This is a genomic window from Actinacidiphila cocklensis, from assembly GCF_907177275.1.
In the GTDB taxonomy this organism is placed as follows: Bacteria; Actinomycetota; Actinomycetes; order Streptomycetales; family Streptomycetaceae; genus Actinacidiphila; species Actinacidiphila cocklensis.
The window spans coordinates 1-16,912 of record NZ_CAJSLV010000067.1; the positions used below are offsets into that span (position 1 = coordinate 1).

A 16,912-nucleotide genomic window follows, 5' to 3' on the forward strand; every position below is an offset into this window, starting at 1 on the left:
CGCGCTGATCGGCGAGGGCCTGACCAACCGCCAGATCGGCGAGCGGCTCTACCTGTCGGAGAAGACGGTGAAGAACAACGTCTCCCGGCTGCTCAGCAAACTCGGCGTCGAACGTCGCATCCAGGCCGCGGTCATCGCCACCCAGAGCGGTCCCGGGCAGGCCCGCTGAACGACTGACTGCCAATGGTTGACGCGAGCCCCCGGGCTCCTCACGTATTCGGCGCCAGTGGCACGGTCCACTCCAGGCAGGTGCCCCCCTCAGGGCCGGGACCGGTGCTCATCCGGCCGCCGCGGCGTTCCGCGCGTACGGCGAGGCTGTGCAGGCCGCTGCGCGGCACATCCGCGGGAATGCCGACCCCGTTGTCGGTGACGGTCACCGTGAGGCTCCCGGATCCGACGACCAGCGACACCGCCACCCGGCTCGCCCGCGCGTGACGGACCGCGTTGGACAGGGACTCGACCAGCACGGCCACGGCGTCCTCGACCACAGGTTGCGGCACATCGGTGTCCAGCAGACCTTCCATGTGCAGCGCGGGCGTGAAACCGAGTCCGCGTGCGGCGTTCTCGATCTCGGCCGTGGCACGCGAGCGCAGCCCCTGCGGTCGGCGCTCCCCTTCCCGGGCACGCAATCCGAAGATCGTCGATCGGATGATCTTGATCGTTTCGTCGAGGTCGTCCACGGCACGCAGCAGGCGCTCGCTGGCTTCCGGATGGTCCACGAAGCGCACCGCGCTCTGAAGGGTCATCCCGGTGGCGAACAACCGCTGAATGGCCAGGTCGTGCAGGTCCCGGGCGATCCGGTCGCGGTCCTCCAGCAGGGCCAGCTGTTCCGCTGCACGCCTGCGCTGGGCCAGCTCCATCGCCAGCGCCGCCTGCCCCGCGAAGGCGAGCAGCGGCCCGGTGTCGGCCTCGGTGAACGGCGGTGCCTGCTCCCGGCGCCCCAGCAGCAGCGCGCCGCGCGCTCCTTCTTCGGTCATCAGGGGCACGGCGACGACCGGCCCGAGGCCGGCGAATCGGGGCGGTCCCACCGTCACCCGCGGATCCTTCTGGATCTCGGCGGTGGTGATCGGCTCGCCTGCGGCCATCGCCGCGCCCATGAACGAGCCCTCCAGAGGCAGGACCAGTCCCTGGTGGTCCTTCGCGTCCACTCCGGTGGCGATCATCACCCGCAGATCCGAGCTGTTCTCGACGGTGAGCGCCACTGCCCCCAGGTCCGCGTCGAGGATGCTGCTGGCATGCCGCACGATGCCTCGCAGCACGTCCATCTCGTCGGCCCCGGACAGCAGTGCCGCGACGATCTCGGCGTTCGCCTCCATCCAGCGTTGCCGGTCGCGGGACTGCTTGTACAGCCGCGCGTTCTCGATGGCCACGCCGGCCGCGACCGCCAGCGTTCGCAGCACCGTCTCGTCCTCGCTGTCGAACTCCCCGCCGCCGCGCTTCTGGGTCAGGTAGAGATTCCCGAAGACCTCCTCCCGCACGCGGATCGGCACCCCGACGAAGGAGTGCATCGGCGGATGGTTCGGCGGGAAGCCGTAGGACGCCGGATGCTCCGAGATCTCCTCGATGCGCAGGGGTTCAGGGTTGCGGATCAGCTCGCCGAGGATGCCGTGGCCGGACGGCAGCGGGCCGATCGCCGCAGCCTGTTCCTCGGTCACCCCGACGGTCAGGAAGGCCGACAGGCGCGTTCCCTCGATCACGCCCAGTGCCCCGTATTCCGCGTCGACCAGCACCACGGCCGACTCCACGATCTGGCGCAGCACCTGCGGCAGGTCGAGCTCACGGCCCACGGACAGCACGGCTTCGAGCAACCCGTGCACCCGGTCCCGCGTGCCGCGCACCGCGTTGATCCTGACCTGCAGTTCGTCCAGCAGTTCATCGAGCTGCAGCCGGGGAAGCTGCCCGGCGTCGCCGCCCGAAACCTCGCCCACCGGTTCCTCCACTCACGCCGACCTGCAGATCCGGGACGATCCCCGCACCACGGTAGCCGTCAGCAGAGCTCGTCGCGCCCGCTACGAGCGACCAGAGGTGGCACCGCCTCGTCGTGCGAGCCGACGGACACCGGGCAGGACCATCCGGCCCGCCCATGGGCAGAGCGCTACCGGGCCGGCGGCGAGGCTGCCCTGCGGGTCCTCGGAGTCCCCGCCGGGCCTTCCCGCTGTGCCAGGCGTCAGCCGGAGCCCGCCCTGATGCGGCGCCCGGTGATGCGGACGGGACTGATCCGTACCCACATCTCGCGATCGCCGCCGGCCCAGGGAGCGCTGCGTGCCCGGGCGCGGAGCCGGCGGACATCATCGGCCTCGGTGACCTGAGTGGCCGGCCCGAGGACCAGCACACTCCAGCCCTCGCTGAGAGCTTCGTCCACCCGGTCCACCTCGAACGCCACGTCGCGGCCGACCGTTGCGGAGGGTGCCGCGGTCGGTGCGGTCCTGAAGGCGATGGTCCCCCCCTCCACGGCATAGTTGACCGGCAGGATCGCCGGGCCGTCCTCCGTGGTGACCGCGACCCGGCCCACCCCGTGGTCGGACAGCAGAGCAAGGCATTCGTCGCGGCCGAGAGGCGTGAAGACAGGGTTGACGGCTGCCTCGCCCATGCCAGGTGGCATCCCTGCCGCGCCACCGCGCAGTTGCGGGACGGTGGACTCCAGCGCATCCGCCACCCGCAGCATGAAGGTCGGCCCGGGGAGAGCGGTCGGCTCCTCCTCGACGTACCGCAGATAGGCGGCAGCGATTCCGGCACGCTCGGCCACCTCCTCGCGGGTGAGGCCGAGCTCTTCACGGCGCAGCGCGAGCCGCCGACCGATGTCGCCTGCGGGAACCGGATCCTGCGGCATGCGATCACGTCCGTTCGTCGGTCCGGACGCTCATGGTGTCACGGGGCGGTTCGCCGAGGACGGTTCTGAGCGCCCCGCGCTCGGCCGCACGGGCGAAGACGTCGTAGGCCTCATCCATCTGGGCCAACGCGAAGGTGCGGGTGACCAGTGAGGCAGCCGGGACATGCGCACCATGCCGACGATGCCGCCTGCCGGTCGCGCACACGGCGTCGACCGCGTACGCGCCCTCGACATCACAGCCGTGACCGGCCGGACGGTAAGTTTGTCAGGCCAGGGGAAGCTGGCCCGCCCGGGCCGTTCGGCGCCGAAATCAACGGTGCTACGACCCGCCTGACATGCTTCTGATGTGGCGCCCCGTGACCTCGCCCGGCCCGATGCGTATCCACAGGGGCCGGTCTCCCCCGGCCCATGGCTCCACTGTGAAGTGCTCGGTGAGGCGTCGCACCATGGCCGGGTCCTCGATCCGCTCCGCGACGCCGGTGATCAGGACGCTCCAGCCCTGGCTGAGGCGGTCGTCGATGCGGTCGACCTGGAAGGACACCCTGGCTCCCGTCTCGGGCGCGGCTGGGCCGCCGTTGGCCGTGCGGTACAGGATCGACCGGGCCTCCACAGCGTAGTTGACCGGGAAGACCGCGGGGCCGGGCTGGACGGGCAGGGCGACTCGGCCGACTCCCCGAGTGCCGAGCTTGTCCCAGCATTCGGCTGTGGTGAGCCGGATCAATGCGGGGCGCGGCGTCGGCGCGCTCTGCCCCGGTGGCAGATCACCGCGCCCTTCGAGCAGCTCGTGATACGTCATCTGCAGCGCCGCAGCTATCCGGAGGAATCCGCCGGGGTCGAAGCCCGGACCTTGTACGAGCAGGTGCTGGAAGTATCGGGGCGTCATGCCGGCCTGGGTGGCCAGAGCGTTTTCGCTCAGGCCGAGGGCTGCGCGGCGTCTGCCGATACGACGCGCGATGGCACCGGGCTCGGGCGCCCGCCCATCGGGTCCGGCGTTCGCATTCACAGCAGATCCACCTTCTTCGCCCGGCGGTTGTGGAGAGCGCCCGCCTTCGGCGGGCGTGGACAGGCCGTTTACCACAAAACAGGCGGCCTGCTACTCCAGCCTCACTCACCAGTCCGGCGAGCGCCATGCGGCGCGTACGTTCCGCCGTGGTGCGGCGTGCCGCTCCCGGGCGGTTCCGACCTGGCCCGGGCGGCGGTCGCCCTCGTCCGCGGGCCACGGACATCACCCGACCGGCCTCCGGCGCCTCGCCCGTCGCCGGCCGGCCGCGAGGATAGTGTCACAGAGCGTGTCATCACACCCGTGGAGGCAAAGTGCTCTGGACTGAGTCGGGTGCCGCCGGTACCGGTCGCGCGGCGGACCGGGTGGCGCGGATCCGGACCGAGCTCCGTGCCTGAGGAGCCGTACCCGTCGCCCCACGCGGACCGGGCAGGGGTCGGACTGCCGCAGCGGGAGGCGGACCGGCGCCTGGCGGAGTACGGCCGGAACGAGGTGGGCCGCCGGCGACGGACCCCCGTGTGGTCCCGCGTCCTGGCTCAACTGAGAGACCCGCTGATCCTGGTGCTGCTCGGGGCGCTCGTTCTCACGCTGGCGATCGGGGACCACCCGGACGCCGTGGTGATCGGCTTTGTCGTTGTCGTCAACACCTCGGTCGGGGTCACGCAGGAAGTGCGGGCCGACCGCGCGGTGGAGGCGCTGAGCGCCATGTCCGCGCCCATCGCCCGGGTGCTCAGGGACGGGGTCGAGCGCCAGGTGGCCGCCATGGAGGTGGTACCCGGCGACGTCGTACTGCTGAGCGAGGGGGACATCATTCCCGCGGACGCGTCGCTCCTGGAGTCCTCGGCCCTGCTCGTCGACGAGTCCGCGGTCACCGGCGAGTCGGTGCCGGTGGAGAAGGGGACGGGCGGAGAAAGCGACTCGGTGCTGCGCGCCGGGACCATTGCCGTCCACGGCCGCGCGGTCGGGGTGGTCACGGCGACCGGCGCGGCCAGCACCCTGGGACAGATCGCGGCCCTGCTCGACACGAAGACCGGGACCACGCCCTTGCAGCGCCGCCTGGCCGGGCTGGGACGGATTCTGGCTCTGGTCACCATCGCCTTGTGCCTGGTGGTCCTGATCCTCGGACTGGCCAGGGGCCAGAGCCTGGAGGTGATGGCGGTGACCGCGGTCAGCCTGGCGGTGGCGGCCGTTCCCGAGTCGCTTCCGGCCGTTGTCACCCTCAGCCTGGCGTTGGGTGCGCGGAGGATGGCAGCCCGCCACGCCATCGTGCGCCGGCTGTCCGCGGTGGAGACCCTCGGCTCGGTGACCATGCTGGCCACGGACAAGACAGGCACCCTGACCGAGGGGTCCATGGTCGTCGAGGAGGTGTGGACACCACGCGGCGCGGCAACGCTCACCGGGATCGGATACGCCCCCCTGGGCGAGGTCCGTCTCCGGTCGGGGGCCGAGGAACCGCTGGCCCGCGAGGCGGTACGGGACCTCTTCGTCGCCGCCGCCCTGTGCAACGACGCGACGCTGAGCGCGCCGGAGGAACCGGACGGCGCCTGGACCGCACTCGGGGACCCGACCGAGGCCGCCCTGCTCACCGCCGCAGGGAAAGCAGGGATCGACCACGAGCGTCTCGTGCGCGAGCGTCCGCGAATCGGCGAGGTGCCTTTCGACAGCACTCGCCGCAGGATGACCACCGTGTGTCGCACACCTGGTGGTGACGTGCAGGTCTGCCTCAAGGGGGCACCAGAGGCAGTCCTGACGCCCGGCGTACTGGCCGAACCGGCGAAGTTGTTGGAAGACGCCCGCCAGGAAGCCGCTCGCCTGGCGAACGACGGCTACCGCGTACTGGCAATCGCCCGGACGACACGGGCACAGGCCCCAGCCGACCCGCAGACGGCGGAGTCCGGACTGGCCCTGCTGGGTCTGGTGGCGATGAGCGACCCGCCCAAGCAGTCGGCCGCCGACACGCTGGCCGCGTGCCGCCGGGCCGGCATCACCACGGTTCTGATCACCGGCGACCACCCGGCGACCGCGGCCGCGGTCGCCGGACGTCTGGGCCTGCTCACCGGCACGCACCCGAGCGACGTGGGGTCGCACGGGCACGTGGCAGGACGCGCATGCGTGGCAGGAAAGGCGGAGGCCCCCGACCAGCAGGTGGTCACGGGTGGGCAACTGGCGGCGGGTGAGATCGCGGACCTCACCCGGGTGCGGGTCTTCGCCAGAACGAGCCCGCAGCAAAAACTCGAGATCGTTCAGGCCTGGCGCTCCCAGGGGAGGGTCACGGCCATGACCGGAGACGGCGTCAACGATGGCCCCGCCCTCCGCCACGCCGACATCGGCGTGGCCATGGGTCACCGCGGCACCGAGGTCGCACGGCAAGCAGCCGACCTCGTGCTGGCCGACGACGATGTGGCGACGATCGTCAGCGCCGTGAAAGAGGGGCGACGCATCTACGACAACATCCGCCGATTCCTGCTCTTCGGAATGTCCGGGGGGACGGCGGAGATCGCCGTCATGCTGCTCGGCCCCCCGATGGGCCTGGCCCTCCCGTTGCGCGCCGGGCAGATCCTGTGGATCAACCTCCTCACCCACGGCCTGACCGGCGTCGCCATGGGGGCGGAGCCGGCCTCTCCAGGTGCCATGAACCGACCGCCGCGCCCTCCGCAGCAGCACGTCCTCGGCGATGGCCTGTGGAATCGCGTCCTGATCTTCGGTGCCCTCATCACAGCTGTCAGCCTCGGGGCGGGACTCTGGGCAGAGCACCGCGGCGGCACCTCCTGGCAGAGCATCCTTTTCCTGACCCTGCTCACCGCGCAGCTCGGGCTCTGCCTGGGCCTGCGAGAACGGTTGCTGACCTGGGAGAACCCGTGGCTTCCGGCCGCTGTGACCACCTCCGTCACACTGGGCGTCGCCGCGCTGTACGTTCCTGCGCTGCGCACCCTGCTCGACACGGAGCCGCTGAGCGGCTGGGAGCTGCTTCCCGCGCTGCTCGCCGCCGTGCTGGGGCTTGCCGCAGGTCGTGAAGGACGGCAGAGGAGACAAGGCGGCACACTCCGCGAGACCTGAACGGCCTCGGCGGCACGCCGGGAGGGCGGGACAGCGCCGTGGCGACGCCGCCAGGGCCGCCCGGTCCCGCCCATTTCCCCGTCGTCCACGACTGACGTTCTGCTGTGCCGGATGGGCAACCCGGACTCGCCGCACCGCGAGACCCGCGTTGCCGTCCGCCACGGGCTCCCACCCCCAGCCTCCCGGTCCTGCTGTCCCCGGGCCGCCGGTCGGCCAGGATCGGGGTCCGGCAGGGCCGCGCTCGGGGGGCCGCCGGCCGGATTGCGGCGGCCGCAGGGCAGCCGCAGGCTGGGAAGCGGGCTGCGTTCGCCTGGCCTCCAGCCCATCTCCGCTCGGGCTCGACGCAGGAGGAACCATGGACACAGCGGCGCGGCAGCACCACCTGCTCGGCCCGGTCGTGGTCGGCACGGACGGCTCGGACCAGGCGACCCGGGCGGTGCTCTGGGCGGCGGCCGAGGCGACCGCACGTGATCAGCCGCTGGCCGTGGTCCACGGTGCGGGTGCCAGGCACGCGCGCTACTGGACCCCCGACAGCCCCCTGACCGCGGTCGACGAGGGCCGGGCCGTCCTCGACCTGGCAGCGGCGACCGTCGGCGACCGGTATCCCGGACTGAAGGTCGACACCGTCCTGAGCCGCGCCGATCCCGGCGAGAGCCTCCTGGAGGCGACCGGTCCCGAGAGCACCCTGGTGGTCGGGTCCCGTGGGCACGGCGGTTTCGGCAGCCTGCTGCTCGGCTCGGTGGGACTGCACGTCTCCGCCCGCTCCCGCGGTCCGGTGATCGTCGTCCGGGAGGTGACGGAGCCGGCGGCGGGCGCGGTCGTGGTCGCCGTGCGGGACGACGGTGACCGCGGCGCCCTGCGGTTCGCCGCGCTGACCGCGCAGGCCCGCGGGGCCTCGCTGCGCGTGGTCAGCGCGTGGATGTTCCTTGAGGGCGCGGGCAGCATGGTGGCGGTCGTCGACGATGTGGGCGAGATCGCCAGGCTGGAGATCGAGGCGACGGAGCGGACCGTGGACCCGGTCCGTGAGGAGTTCCCCGGCCTGGCCATCACCGAGGACGTCGTCAGGTCCCGGTCGGTGGCCGGCTCCCTGGTCGAGGTCTCCCCCACCGCGGATCTTCTGGTGATGGGTGCCAGGCGACCGGCTCGCTCCGTCGGGGCGCCCCTGGGCAGGGTCACGCACGCCGTCCTGCACCACGCCCGCTGCCCGGTCGCGGTGGTCCCGCGCGGATGAGCGCACGCCCAGGACGCCGGCGCTCGCGGTCGACCGATGTGACGGCACCGGTGGAACATGGCCGCTGAAGGCGGCGGAACCCGACCCGCCACGGCGTCGGGCGATGGGGCTCCCGACCCCCGTGAGCCCGTCAGACTACTCTACCGCGACCTGCGGAGGGGGCCGTTCGGACGCCCGCCGGTGACCAACGGCCCTACCCCACGCCGGTGCCGGTTCACCAGACTGGGGGCCAGGACGACCGGTGAGGAGGCCGCCATGGCCACCGCGGCATTGGACGCGGCCACGCTGGAGAAGCTCATCTCGGCAGCAGTGGCGGCACCCTCGATCCACAACACCCAGCCGTGGCGCTACCGGCTGGACCCGGACACCACGACCGTCGAAGTGCACGCGGCCCCCGAACGCGGGTTGCGGCACACCGACCCCGAAGGGCGTGCTCTCCACATCTCGGTCGGCGCCGCCGTGCTCAACCTGCGGGTCGCCGTGTCCCACTTCGGCTGGGAACCGGTCGTCCGCCTGCTGCCCAGGCCCACGGAACCGGGCCTCCTGGCGGCCGTACGGCTGGCCGGGCCGCGGGCGCACGGAACCGGGCAGCGCCTCGGCGACCTGTACGACGCGGTCTGGCGCCGGCACAGCAGCCGCCGCCCGTTCTCGGAGCGGCCCGTGCCCGGCGAGGTCCTGGCACAGATCGCCGAAGCCGCCGACGCCGAGGGCGCACACCTGACGTGCCCGGGGCCGGGCGAGAACGCACGGGTGCTGCAACTCACCGACGAGGCCGAACGCACCGCCGTCTCCGACGCCGACCGCGGCGCGGAGAGCCGCTCGTGGATCCGCGAGGGAACCTCCGACGGCCTCCCGCGCGCGGCGCTCGGCCCGCACGACGCCAACGCCCGGCTGCCCATGCGGGACTTCGCCGCACTGCGTCCCGCCGACCAGCGCCCCTCGGTCCCCTTCGAACCGGACCCGGTCATCGCCGTGCTCGCCACCGCGCACGACGCCCCCGCCGACTGGCTGCGCGCGGGGCAGGCCCTGGAACGTGCGCTGCTGGTCGCCACCTCCCACCAGGTGCGGGCCTCGCTGCTCAGCCAGGCCATCGAAGCACCGGACGTGCGGTGGGCGCTGCGCGATCCGCGCGGCGGGTCCGAGCACGTACAGATGCTGATCAGGTTCGGCTACGGCCCCGAGGGACCGGCGACCCCGCGACGCCCGGTACGCGACGTCCTGGACACCGGCGGCCGCCTGCCGCGCTGACGCCGGCAGCCGCTTCACACCTGGCTGGGCCATGATGCGGGCCGCCTCCGACACCACTCCCACGACCCGCCCCTCGCCCTCCAGCACGGGCAGACCGCTGACCTTCCAGGGATGAAGACGGTCTCGCGATCGTCCTCCGTCCAGCGCACCAGGTAGAGCGGTGTGCCGCCCGGATGTTCGAGGTGCACGATCTGCCCACGGCGGCGCGGCCCGTCCAGATGCAGGGTCAGCGGTCGCCGGAGCGGCCACCGGCGGGACGACGAGCGCGGCTCCCTCGTCCCGGGCGCCACGGCACAAGCGAGCCGGACTCCTGCAGCACCCTCGCCACCTGACCGGGCCGTCTCACCGGCTCCCGCAGTGCGCCCCACGACGGCCCCTTCGCCGTCCATGACGGGCTGATCGGCCCTACCGGGAGACGTGCCGGCCGGCGCAGCCTGGAAACGCGGGCGGGCAGTCCCGACGAAGGAGCCCTGATGAGCCAGACGAACGTGAACGTGGTGGCAGGCGTCTCCACCGTTCGGCAGAACCTGAACGGACCGGTGATCGACTGGGCCGCGGCCGAGGCGGCCGCCCGTGGATTGCCGCTGCACGTCGTCCATGCCCAGGAGTGGCCGCGCGGCGTCCCACCGCAGCCAGGGCCGGAGCACCCCGCCCACCTCTGGGCGCAGCACTTCAGGGCCGGTGGGGAGCAGGTGCTCGACACCGCCCGCCGTGCGGCGTCGGCACGATGGCCAGGACTCACCGTGACCACCGAGCTCGCAGCGGGTCGGCCCACGCCCGTCCTGCTGGAGTCCGGCGAGAGCGCGGCGCTCATCGTGCTCGGTGCCCGTCGTCTCACGGGCGTCGAGGGCGCCTTCGCCGGCCGCGGCAAGGGGCACGCCCTGCTCGGACACCTGCCATGCCCGGTGGCCCTGGTGCCCGAACCCGCCGCCTCCGTGCCGGATGACGCGCCGGTCGTCGTCGGTGTCGACGGGTCGCCGTCGTCGACGGCCGCCGTCGACCTCGCCTTCGCCGAGGCCGACGCGGCCAAGACCGCACTGGTCGCCGTCGCGGTGCGCAATCCCAGGGACTACGCGTGGGCGGAGTACCGCGAGGACACCGAGGTGCTCGTGTCCGAGCAGCTCGCCGGTCACCGGCGGCGCTACCCGGACACCGAGGTGCGTCAGGAAATCCTCAGAGGAGACCCCGCGCTCATGCTCGCCTCCGCGTCCCACAACGCGCGATGCCTGGTGGTCGGCAGCAGGGGCAGGGGCGGCTTCCGCGGCCTGCTCCTGGGTTCCACCGGCCGGGCGCTGATCCACCACACCGATTGCCCGCTGCTCGTCGCGCCCCGACCGCCGCAGACGTGAGGAGTCCCGCGGGAGGCCGGCGACGTTGCGGTACGGCGGGGTCGGTCAGCTCCGCCTGCGCCGAACACGCCCGCTGCCCCGTCCTCGCCGTCCACGGCGACACCCCTCCCCCGCCTCAGTCGGCCGCCGCGGGCGCGGAGGCACAGCGGAAGGCTGCAAGCCGGAAGCCACCGTGCGTGGTCACGCGGAGGTCGTGGACGCCGTCCAGCGCCATGGGGAAAGGGTGGGCGACAGTCGTCCAGGTGTAGCGGCCACCGGTGACCGGCGCGGTGACGGCCGCGAGGGGCCGTTCGCCGACACTGAACTCCAGCCGTGCCTCGCTCGGGCCGGAGACCGCTCGCGCGACCTCGGCCTCCACCCGGACGGCGGACGTCAGGTCGATGGACCAGGCCCCATTCCTGGTTGAGCGTCTCGACGTCCCCGTAGCGGTGCCGCAGGTCGTCCACGAACCGCTGGAAGACCCCGTGGTTGTGGAGCAGCGCCACGCCCGGTTCGTTGTCGACCTGGAAGCCGATCACGGCGGGGTGCCCTGCGTAGTGTTCCGCGATCCTGCGGATGACCCGCTCGGCGTGGAAGCGGAATGCGGGGTGGGTGAAGTCGGCCTCCTGCCGGCCGCCCCAGCCGATCCGCTCGCCGCTGCGGTGCTCCCCGGCGATCTCGGGATACTGCCTGGCCGGCCATGGCGGGACGGCATAGGTGGGGGTGCCTATGACCACCCCGATGCCGCGCTCGTGCGCGCCGTCCAACACCGGCCGCAGCCGGTCCACTTCGAACCGGCCGTTCTCCAGTTCCCAGGTCGACCAGACGGACTCGCCGACCCGTATCACGGAGAAGCGGGCCGCGCCATGAGGTCGACCTCCTTGAGCCGGTCGCGGGGCTGGTACTCGCTGTAGTAGGCCCCACCGAAGAGGACGCGCCCGGAGGGCTGGTACATGCGTTCTCCGATTCGTTCGGGTGCGCGCGTGCGTATGGTCAGAGCGGCCGGTCGTGGACCTCAAGTGCCCGGATGGAGGCCCGCGCACCGGGCGGCAGTGCGGTGACGGTGACCCCGGTCACGGCTGCGGCGCCGGCGCTCGCTCGGCCAGGCCCCCGCCCCGCCCGGCGCGGGCGTCGACGATCTTCTCGAAGAAGAACTCGTGTTTGAGGAAGGAGACGTCGTACTCATGCCCCGGATAAGGCGGGATGAGCTGGGCGGCCTGGATCAGCCGCCACCCGTCCCGGAGGGCGGCGACGCCCGTCGGGTAGGGGGGTTCGTCACTGTCACCCGTGGTCGGCGAGGTGCGGCCGGTGCCGTCGTAGAGCGACCAGCCGACGACGTGGGAGTCAAGGGCGGAGCTCCCCAGGTAGAGCACCAGCACCTGCTGCCGGAGTACCGGCGTGTCGTCGGTTGCCTGGGTCGCGGCCCGGTTCCGGGTGGAAGGCACGGGAGCCGAGTCGGTCGTCATACGGCGGCCTCCTGAGGGCGGTTGGCGACCCTGGTCACCCAGTGGTCGAGGTCGAAGTCGTCGTCGCCGGTGAGCGCGCGCCACAGCAGGACGCGGTTGTACACCTCAAGCCGCCCCGTCGCCTGCTCGTACCAGGGGAACATCGCTCCCAGCTCGGCGGCGACCTGAGGATCGCGCAGGTCCGAGGTGTCCCAGAGGAGTCGCTGACGCACGGTCGGGTTGAAGCGGATCTTGAACATGTAGCGGGTCTCGTCGCCGTCGTTGCGCCGCCCGCCGTGCCAGATCCCATGGTGCAGAAACACCACGGTGCCGGCCGGGCAGACCAGACGGTCCTGCCCGCGCAGGTTCTGGTAACGGCCGGTGTCGCTCTCGTTGGTCCGGCGCAGGTGGCTGCCGGGGACGCTGAGGGTCCCGCCCATGTCCAGCGTCACGTTCTGCGGGTAGTACATCAGTTGCACGTCGAAGGCGTACGTCCGGACGTCGATGATGGCGTCCGCGTGCAGCGCCTGGGCTTCCCCGCCGCGTGGCTCCCGGATGTGCACCGCGTGGTGGTCCACCTCAGGCTCCGGGCCGACCAGGCTGCGCAAGGCCCCCGCCACCTCGGGCAGCTCAAGCAGCCGGCGGGGGAACGAGCCCTCCGTATAGGCATCGGAGAGGGGCGTTCCGTAGGGGATGTCCGGCACGCCCTCCGCCAGCACGTTCATCGCCTCGGCGTTCATCGCCGCCGGGACCACCGCGTCCAGGCGCAGCGAGCCGCGCGCCGCGAAGCGCGCCATCTGCACGGAGCTGAGCAGTATCCGCCTGTTGTCGTCCATGAGGGCAACGCTAGGGACGATTCCGGCCCACCGCGTGGGCCGTGTTCACCCATCACTGGTCAATTCTCACCATGCAGGAGAGGTGGGGAGGTGAGGGCGCGGTGGGCGGTCAGGGGGCGCCCCGTCCACCGCCGTGATAGACAACGGGCTCATGCACACGGTCTTCGCCCGGCTCGACGAGCCACCCGCCCTCGCGGCCGTCGGCATCGGCGTCCACGGGCCCGCCGGCCGGGTGGACGAGTTCGAGCTCCCGGAACTCTGGCAGCTCCACCTCTACGGCTATGACGCCGACCTGACGGTGGCAGGCACCCACCACGCGATCCGCCCGGGCCGGATCAGCCTGATTCCCCCCGGCACCAGAAGCCGATACGCCTACCGGGGCCGCTCCGAGCACCTCTACGTGCACCTGCGCATGGCGACGACCGGAATTCCCAGGAGCGTCCCGGTGATCCAGGACGCGGGTCCCGAATCCGCCGCGCTGAAGGCCCGGCTGCTGCAGGGGCTGAACGCGTGGCCGAACACCCCGGCCCGTGCGACGGCGGAGGTGTGGGCGGCGCTGTGGCGGGTCGCCGAGCTGGCCCCGCCACGGGGCGGAAGCGGACCGGTGGACAGCGGGCAGCCGAGCCATCCGGCGGTGGCTGCCGCGGCGGCTCTGATCGAGGCACGGCTGGCAGAACCGCTGACCGTACCCGGGATCGCCAGGACCGTCGGCATCTCGCACAACCACCTGACCCGCCTGTTCCGCTCCGCCACCGGGGAGACGGTCGTCGGTTACATCCGCGCCCGCCGGATGGAGCGGGCACGCCACTTCCTGCTCGCCACCACGATGTCCATCCCGGCCATCGCGGTGTCCGTCGGCATCCCCGACCTCCAGGCCTTCAACAAGGCGTGCCGCCACGAACTCGGCGCCGCCCCGCGTGCCGTCCGCGCCGCGCAGTCGGTGCGGTAGCCCGTCCTCCCCTGCCGCTCGGGCCGGATCGGAGCGAAGATGAACGCGTCATCTGGTGGGTGAGGTGCCAATGGCCGACAGCAAGGGATGTCCTTGATGTCGGGGGCGCTGCCGAGGACGGACAAGGCGAACTCGCCGCTGACCACGAAAGGGCAGCCGTGACGGACATACGATCCGCAGGACCCGCAGGCGACACGCAGGAAGCGGGTCGATGGGGAGGCCAGCCGGCCGGCCGCACTTGGCGCCGTCATCATCGGTCCGTTCGAGGACGAAGGGCTCGCCCCCGTGTGGTCCTCGGTGACCTCGGACAGTGGCCGGTAGACCGCTCCGGGTCGTCCAGGCAGTCCAGGTACGGGTGCGTGGCCGAGTACGGACAGGTGCTCTCGATCGGGTGATGTCGACCCCTTCGACAACGACACCGAAGCGGACCGCCCGACGCCGGTGTGTCTGCCCTGTCCGTGCTCACTCCAGCCGAAAGCCCCCGTGTTCGCGGCAGGTGCGCAGCCAATCGACCCACAGCGGCCAGTACTCGTTGTCCGAGGCGAGCTGGGCATGCAGCTCGGCAGGGGCCGCGTCGTGGGCGGTCAGGGCCTCTTCGATCTCCTCCGCGGTCACCGTCCACGGACCGTTGGAGGTCAGTTTGAACACCGGAATACCCGTCCGGCCCGGGACTCGCTGAGCGTGGTAGGCCAACCGCGCATCACAGTGCGCCTGTTGTTCCGCCGGGCTCGCGGCCGGCCACTCCTCATGCGAGTACTGCCTCGCCGTGAACGGCTGGGGCTCGGCGTCGAAGCACATCCCGGCCCAGTGCATCCCGGCGATGTACCGGTCCATGCTGAAGATCGTGACGTGGAACTGATAGGGGGCGGCGAGGGTGAGGTAGGTGTCCAGGCACGGTGGATCATGCGGGCAGGGCGGGGCGTCCAGCCAGTCGCACGCGTCGTACCGCGCCCTTCCCGACGCTGCCGGCTCGGGCAGGTCGACCCATTCCAGGTCGTAACTCACCGCTCAACTCCTCTGCCGGACCGGGCAGGCGAATGGTCTCCCCCGGCCTGCTCATTCCTGCACCCTCAGCCTCCACGGCGCCCCCGTCCAGCACGCCACCGCCTACGGCCGCGCCACGTGCACCAGCACACCACCGGCGCCATGACCGACCGGTTCGTCCAGAGCCGCGGGCGCTACGCCGGCGTGCGGACGGCGGGTGCTCGGCCGTACTCATTCATGGCTTCGGCTACCAGGTGGGGTTCGCCGGGTCGAGGACCGGCGGGAGCGCCATGTCGTGCGGGGTGATCACGTAGGCGACGCCGCCCGAGCCGTAGCCTTTCGAACCGTCGGCGCGGGTCCAGTACGTGCGCAGCCAGATGTTCTCCAGCTGGGAACGTGCGTAGACGTGGCGGACCTGGGCGTCCGAGGCGGAGAAGGGGTCGTTGACGATGAAGTCGCCGGTCTGCGTGAACCCGACGACGACCATGAGGTGGCCGGCGGTGCCGTACCCGGATCCGGTGAGCTCGCCGTTGTCGAACGCGACAGAGATGGCCACCGGGACGCCGGCCTTGATCAACTGCTCGATGTCGTCGGTGCTCTGCAACTGGACGATCTCGGCGTCCAGCCCGAAGTTCGACGCGTAGCCCCCGTTGAAGGGCCAGTTGCCCGTGCCCTGGTAGCGGTAGTCGTACGTCTCGCGGGCGGCGTAGTCGACGGCAGGGTCGGCGTACTTCGGGTCCACCCAGGACATGTCGGCCGCGCTCGGTCCCACACCCCAGTACTCGTCGATCATCTCGTTCGAGGTCGGGCTGCACCATGCGTCGCCGCCACCGCCGTACTTCTTGTACTCCCCCGCGTGGATCTGCTGCGAGTACCTCGGGACGGCCAGTTCGATCCCCTCGGCACCGCCGAGCGGGCCGGCCGGAACGGACGTGCGGGCAGGAACGAGCGACGCGAACGCGGCAAGCTGCCACAGCCGGGGCGTCGCGGTCGAGCCGGAGAGCCGGTAGAGGGTGGTGCGGAGCCGGTAGGTGTGGACCGTATGCCCGGCGGACGCGTTGAACGTGTCGGTGTCGACCTGACCGTACGGAGCGGCGCTCGGGCTGACGGAGGTCCTGGCGATGTCGGTGTCCAGGGCAGCCCAGTGGCCCATGTCCAGCCAGCCGGTCTGGCCGCCGTCGTCCATGGTGGCGTTCAGCTCGACCTTCAGCCATGTACCGGCGGGGGTCCGGGCGCTCCACGACGAGACCAGCTCGGTCGCACCGAACGTCAGCTGGTGGACCGGGGAGGTCCAGGTGGCGTAGTCGTAGGTCTTCGTCGTGTGCAGGTAGGCGTCCTTGTACGTCAGGGAGCCGGCGGCGGCGGCGATGTCGATGCCTGTCCGGTCACCGGCCAGCTCCTCGACTCCGTTGCCGGTTCCTGACGTGAAATCGGCCTGGGTGGTCCACTTGTGGAAGTCGACCTGGCCGGCGGCGCCGGCGGCGGGACGTACGGTCGCCTGCTCCGGGCCGGCGGTCGCGGGAGCCGCACCGGCGGCCAGGGCGCAGACCGACAGCGCGAACGCGGCGGCGGCCCGCGCCGGCCGGGAGGCCGGGGGCAGGCGCAAGGGCCGGTACAGGGCGAACGTGCCGGTGCGTGCGCTCATGAGCGGGCCTCCACAGATGTGGGCGGGCGGACGGGGACCACGGACCCGCGTGACGCGACGGGCGGCCGCTGCTGCCCAGGCAGGGTGCCAGCCGCCCCGCCTGGGCGTCAATGCTCCGAGTTGCTCCCGGTGACCACTCGTCAGACCGGTCGAACCCGCTGCGTGCCAGTGAGCGCTGTCGACGGTGTACGTGCGGACATTGCATCCATGCTGGTCACAGTGCTGGCCTGAGGCCACGGTGTTCACTTGGCAGCTGCTTCCCATGCAGAGAAGCTGCCCGTGGAGCAGCCACGACCGGCAGCGAGGATGCTCGATCCCTCCCCCGGCTGTCCCGGCCGCCGGGCTGCATGGAGCCTGCG

The 16,912-nt window shown here is 71.9% G+C and carries 14 protein-coding genes and 3 pseudogenes; 6 read left to right on the forward strand and 11 right to left on the reverse strand.

Annotation, left to right across the window (positions count from 1 at the left end):
• On the forward strand, positions 1–169 hold a 169-nt coding region (locus NFU81_RS24030), incomplete at its 5' end, for a response regulator transcription factor (protein ID WP_251493455.1).
• A 40-nt stretch (positions 170–209) separates the two neighbouring features.
• On the opposite strand, the gene NFU81_RS24035 is transcribed toward NFU81_RS24030, so the two are convergent.
• The 3 genes from NFU81_RS24035 to NFU81_RS24045 form a co-directional block, all read right to left on the reverse strand.
• Positions 210–1,928: a GAF domain-containing sensor histidine kinase gene (locus NFU81_RS24035; RefSeq protein WP_251493323.1), complete on the reverse strand. Its 1,719-nt coding sequence runs from the start codon at positions 1,926–1,928 to the stop codon at positions 210–212.
• A gap of 239 nt (positions 1,929–2,167) precedes the next feature.
• Positions 2,168–2,830 carry a helix-turn-helix domain-containing protein gene (locus NFU81_RS24040; protein ID WP_251493325.1) on the reverse strand — a complete coding sequence of 221 codons (663 nt, stop codon included), beginning with the start codon at positions 2,828–2,830 and terminating at the stop codon, positions 2,168–2,170.
• A gap of 319 nt (positions 2,831–3,149) precedes the next feature.
• Positions 3,150–3,713, reverse strand: a complete 564-nt coding sequence (locus tag NFU81_RS24045) for a pyridoxamine 5'-phosphate oxidase family protein (protein ID WP_251493328.1) — start codon at positions 3,711–3,713, stop codon at positions 3,150–3,152.
• 507 nt (positions 3,714–4,220) lie between these two features.
• Here NFU81_RS24045 and NFU81_RS24050 point away from each other — a divergent pair.
• From NFU81_RS24050 to NFU81_RS24060, 3 genes are all read left to right on the forward strand, one after another.
• On the forward strand, positions 4,221–6,887 hold the full coding sequence (locus NFU81_RS24050; RefSeq protein WP_251493330.1) for a cation-translocating P-type ATPase: 2,667 nt from the start codon (positions 4,221–4,223) through the stop codon (positions 6,885–6,887).
• 355 nt (positions 6,888–7,242) lie between these two features.
• Positions 7,243–8,118 carry a universal stress protein gene (locus NFU81_RS24055; RefSeq protein WP_251493332.1) on the forward strand — a complete coding sequence of 292 codons (876 nt, stop codon included), beginning with the start codon at positions 7,243–7,245 and terminating at the stop codon, positions 8,116–8,118.
• Between the two features lie 255 nt (positions 8,119–8,373).
• On the forward strand, positions 8,374–9,366 hold the full coding sequence (locus NFU81_RS24060; RefSeq protein ID WP_251493334.1) for an Acg family FMN-binding oxidoreductase: 993 nt from the start codon (positions 8,374–8,376) through the stop codon (positions 9,364–9,366).
• A gap of 42 nt (positions 9,367–9,408) precedes the next feature.
• On the opposite strand, the pseudogene NFU81_RS41600 reads toward NFU81_RS24060, so the two are convergent.
• Positions 9,409–9,483, reverse strand: a pseudogene (locus tag NFU81_RS41600) (CBS domain-containing protein); the annotation flags it as partial.
• Positions 9,484–9,521: 38 nt separating this feature from the next.
• Positions 9,522–9,755, reverse strand: a pseudogene (locus NFU81_RS41340) (hypothetical protein); the annotation flags it as partial.
• Between the two features lie 84 nt (positions 9,756–9,839).
• Between NFU81_RS41340 and NFU81_RS24065 the strand changes: the two are divergent.
• Entirely contained in the window at positions 9,840–10,715 is an 876-nt protein-coding gene (locus tag NFU81_RS24065) for a universal stress protein (RefSeq protein WP_251493336.1), read from the forward strand.
• Between the two features lie 115 nt (positions 10,716–10,830).
• Here NFU81_RS24065 and NFU81_RS24070 read toward each other — a convergent pair whose 3' ends face one another.
• From NFU81_RS24070 to NFU81_RS24085, 4 genes and pseudogenes are all read right to left on the reverse strand, one after another.
• The gene (locus NFU81_RS24070) at positions 10,831–11,073 is read right to left on the reverse strand and encodes a carbohydrate-binding protein (protein ID WP_340188952.1); all 243 of its coding nucleotides are present in this window, start codon (positions 11,071–11,073) and stop codon (positions 10,831–10,833) included.
• Positions 11,074–11,095: 22 nt separating this feature from the next.
• Positions 11,096–11,649: pseudogene (locus NFU81_RS24075) on the reverse strand (beta-galactosidase); the annotation flags it as partial.
• A gap of 118 nt (positions 11,650–11,767) precedes the next feature.
• Positions 11,768–12,160 (reverse strand): hypothetical protein, encoded by a 393-nt coding sequence (locus NFU81_RS24080; RefSeq protein WP_422665269.1) that lies wholly within the window; start codon positions 12,158–12,160, stop codon positions 11,768–11,770.
• A complete protein-coding gene (locus NFU81_RS24085; protein WP_251493338.1) occupies positions 12,157–12,975 on the reverse strand; it encodes a phytanoyl-CoA dioxygenase family protein in 819 nt (272 codons plus the stop codon). Before NFU81_RS24085 ends, NFU81_RS24080 begins: the two co-directional genes overlap by 4 nt.
• A gap of 151 nt (positions 12,976–13,126) precedes the next feature.
• Between NFU81_RS24085 and NFU81_RS24090 the strand changes: the two genes are divergently transcribed.
• Positions 13,127–13,924, forward strand: a complete 798-nt coding sequence (locus NFU81_RS24090) for a helix-turn-helix transcriptional regulator (protein ID WP_251493340.1) — start codon at positions 13,127–13,129, stop codon at positions 13,922–13,924.
• Positions 13,925–14,386: 462 nt separating this feature from the next.
• Here NFU81_RS24090 and NFU81_RS24095 read toward each other — a convergent pair whose 3' ends face one another.
• Positions 14,387–14,929 (reverse strand): hypothetical protein, encoded by a 543-nt coding sequence (locus tag NFU81_RS24095; RefSeq protein ID WP_251493342.1) that lies wholly within the window; start codon positions 14,927–14,929, stop codon positions 14,387–14,389.
• 226 nt (positions 14,930–15,155) lie between these two features.
• Positions 15,156–16,553: a C39 family peptidase gene (locus NFU81_RS24100; RefSeq protein WP_251493344.1), complete on the reverse strand. Its 1,398-nt coding sequence runs from the start codon at positions 16,551–16,553 to the stop codon at positions 15,156–15,158.
• Positions 16,554–16,912: the final 359 nt, after the last annotated feature.

Excerpts from the sequence above, each read along its gene's own strand:
- NFU81_RS24100 (WP_251493344.1), bottom strand. The coding sequence starts at position 16,553 with ATGAGCGCACGCACCGGCACGTTCGCCCTGTACCGGCCCTTGCGCCTG.
- NFU81_RS24055 (WP_251493332.1), top strand. The coding sequence starts at position 7,243 with ATGGACACAGCGGCGCGGCAGCACCACCTGCTCGGCCCGGTCGTGGTC.
- NFU81_RS24040 (WP_251493325.1), bottom strand. The coding sequence starts at position 2,830 with ATGCCGCAGGATCCGGTTCCCGCAGGCGACATCGGTCGGCGGCTCGCG.
- NFU81_RS24085 (WP_251493338.1), bottom strand. The coding sequence starts at position 12,975 with ATGGACGACAACAGGCGGATACTGCTCAGCTCCGTGCAGATGGCGCGC.
- NFU81_RS24060 (WP_251493334.1), top strand. The coding sequence starts at position 8,374 with ATGGCCACCGCGGCATTGGACGCGGCCACGCTGGAGAAGCTCATCTCG.
- NFU81_RS24080 (WP_422665269.1), bottom strand. The coding sequence starts at position 12,160 with ATGACGACCGACTCGGCTCCCGTGCCTTCCACCCGGAACCGGGCCGCG.
- NFU81_RS24090 (WP_251493340.1), top strand. The coding sequence starts at position 13,127 with ATGCACACGGTCTTCGCCCGGCTCGACGAGCCACCCGCCCTCGCGGCC.
- NFU81_RS24045 (WP_251493328.1), bottom strand. The coding sequence starts at position 3,713 with ATGACGCCCCGATACTTCCAGCACCTGCTCGTACAAGGTCCGGGCTTC.
- NFU81_RS24065 (WP_251493336.1), top strand. The coding sequence starts at position 9,840 with ATGAGCCAGACGAACGTGAACGTGGTGGCAGGCGTCTCCACCGTTCGG.